3 protein-coding genes are annotated in these 2536 nt (G+C 31.4%); all 3 read right to left on the reverse strand.

The window, feature by feature from the left end:
- On the reverse strand, positions 1 to 1275 hold a 1275-nt coding region (locus CK510_RS29135; RefSeq protein WP_095724947.1), incomplete at its 3' end, for a GH3 family acyl-acid amido synthetase.
- 22 nt (positions 1276 to 1297) lie between these two features.
- Positions 1298 to 1939 (reverse strand): DapH/DapD/GlmU-related protein, encoded by a 642-nt coding sequence (locus CK510_RS29140; protein ID WP_095724946.1) that lies wholly within the window; start codon positions 1937 to 1939, stop codon positions 1298 to 1300.
- Positions 1936 to 2454, reverse strand: coding sequence for a sterol desaturase family protein (locus CK510_RS29145; protein WP_281257106.1), 519 nt, complete (start codon positions 2452 to 2454; stop codon positions 1936 to 1938). Before CK510_RS29145 ends, CK510_RS29140 begins: the two co-directional genes overlap by 4 nt.
- Positions 2455 to 2536: the final 82 nt, after the last annotated feature.

Genomic DNA, 2536 nt, shown 5'->3' on the forward strand with positions numbered 1-2536 from the left:
ATCTATATCTGTATTATTTAGTAATAATAAGTAATATGCTTGAGGATATTTTACGGGTACTAAACTTTTAAAAGAACAATTTTCTAGCGGTAGTAATTCCAAAACATCACGAACGAATTCTGAATTCAGCTTTTCACCCACTAAATCGCTAATCTCTTCTGTACGTCCAATAAATTCTAAACAGGGAGTACTTTTATAAAGGTGGGTAACACGGATTCTATCACCTATTTGGTAGCGATACAGTCCACCTTTTTGAGAAATAATAATTTCGTAATTTTCACCAATTTTAAGTTCATGCAAAAGATGGATATTTCCTAATCCATCAGCAAATTCAAAAAACACTTCATCTAAAACTGGAACATATCCATTTGCGATGATTAAAGGTATAGTCATTGGAGCTTCAGTCGCAAGAAGTCCTTTTCCTTGTACGAAAGCATTCGGAAACTTTAAGCGTAAATAATCAGCTTTATCAGCAGCATTAGCGCTATCCCAACAGGAAATAAGTTTGAGATTTTTCCACAAATCTTGGGGTGAAAAATTTTCTGATAGCAGTATTCGCTGACGTTGACTAGAAATACGATTTGTTAAATCTGTAGCTAATTGAATACGATTTATTTGAATGTAATCAAGAACTACTTCTAAAAATGTTGGACTCCAAATAGAGATAATTTCTAGTTTTTCAGTAATGATTAATACTTTGGCAAGTTCGTATTTAAATTCCTCTGCATTGCGAATCTGCTTAATACTCGGTAAAGATACTAAAAACGGACTCAGGATTATTCGCAACCATTCATCTAAATATTCCGAATCATTTTGGATAGTTTCATTACTTGAATTACTGAGTTGAGGAGAAATACAAAAATACATTTTACCTGTTGAAAATTTACATCCATTGGTAATTAAATCATTTGCCCAAACACAAAACATTTGGTTGAATGAATGTCGTAATGATTTTGTATAGGGAATTAATTTAGCAGCAGCACGACTTCCAGAGGTTTTTTCGTAAAATAAGATTTTCTCTGGGGTTAAAGCGGATATTTGCCTTGGCTTTTCTGAAATTAAGTTTTTAATATCATGGTATTTAATAATTGGTATTTGCTTCCATTCTTCAATAGATTTAATGCCTAATTTTTTCCCATATTCGCTATAAATAAAATTATTAAAGATTTGTTTTTTAATTTTAGATTGTGCGAGTTGTGGATTTTCTAAAGATAAGAGAAAACGCTTTGCCGTGAGTTTAATAAGTTGGTTAAATAGTAAGACAAGAAGATGCATTTTCAATATTAATGATTTATTGCTAATTAAGAATTAATTTATCTTCTACTTGTCGATTCTCCAGGGTTGAATTAGGATATAAACGAGTACATGCTGTTAAAAATGTCCCATCAACAATATTAACACCAGCAGCGATATAGGAACCCGCACCAATGAAGACATTATTACCTATTTTTATCCTTTTGACATAAAGCATCAGGTCATTTTTTTTAGGTTTAATAACATGCGAATATAACCCAGAAGCATGACCAACAACCACATTATCTCCAATCTCTAAAAGAGTGCGATCGCTAATTTCAAGATGTGCTGTCCAATAAACATTTTTACCTATTTTTGCACCCCAAAGTCGTAACCACAAAGTAAATGCTCCGGGTATCATTCGCAATATTCTTTCGATTACAGGGAAGGCAATATATATCGATTGAATTTGATGACTTCCCCACCAAGGTGAGTATTTTCTACCACAAAGGTAGCTGATTCCTTCTTCAATTGGGTAAAAATATGTGTGAATTTTATGTATTAATAATGGGAAAGCACAAATAATAAATATTAATGTCACGACGCTGAAAATGCCTGGTGATGCACATATCCAGAGAAGGGAGGTAAAAGACATTAACATTACTAGCATTGGGAAGAATGAAAGAATTGTACTTAGTAAAGTCATGGTTTTTGAGTAACTCGATTTGAATATTTGAGATTAAATGGTAAAAATAATTGTTTCCATAAATGAAAATCTAACTCTATTCCTAATTTATCTGTTATTAATTCACTTGGCAAATATGTACCATGTATCTTATCCCAAAGCTTAAAATTAGCACCAAAATTACCATAAATGTTTTCGCTAGCATGATGCCAAGAATGGTCTTGAGGTAACATTAGCCAAGGTGATAAAATATAATATAAAAAGGAAGTATTTTTGGGTGTAAAAATACTATGTCTCCATAAATCTAAACCAGATGTCAGACTAATACCAAAAATGTACCAACTAGGGTCATTTAATAGATAAATAAAGCATGGATTTACCCACAGATAAAGAATTAATAAACTAGTCCATAATGTATTACGTGAAGTCCCTATTACATTCATTTGGGTAATACTATGATGTACTTGATGTATCGACCAAAAAAAATGGCTGTGAAATAAACGATGATTCCAGTAATAGATATAATCAATTAAAATAAAACTTAAGAAGGTAAAAGAAAGATTATATTATTAGCTTTCTAGTCATTTGAGTAGAAAATATAAATCACCATTAATAAGA

It is taken from the genome of Brunnivagina elsteri CCALA 953, from assembly GCF_002289455.1.
Classification (GTDB): domain Bacteria; phylum Cyanobacteriota; class Cyanobacteriia; order Cyanobacteriales; family Nostocaceae; genus Brunnivagina; species Brunnivagina elsteri.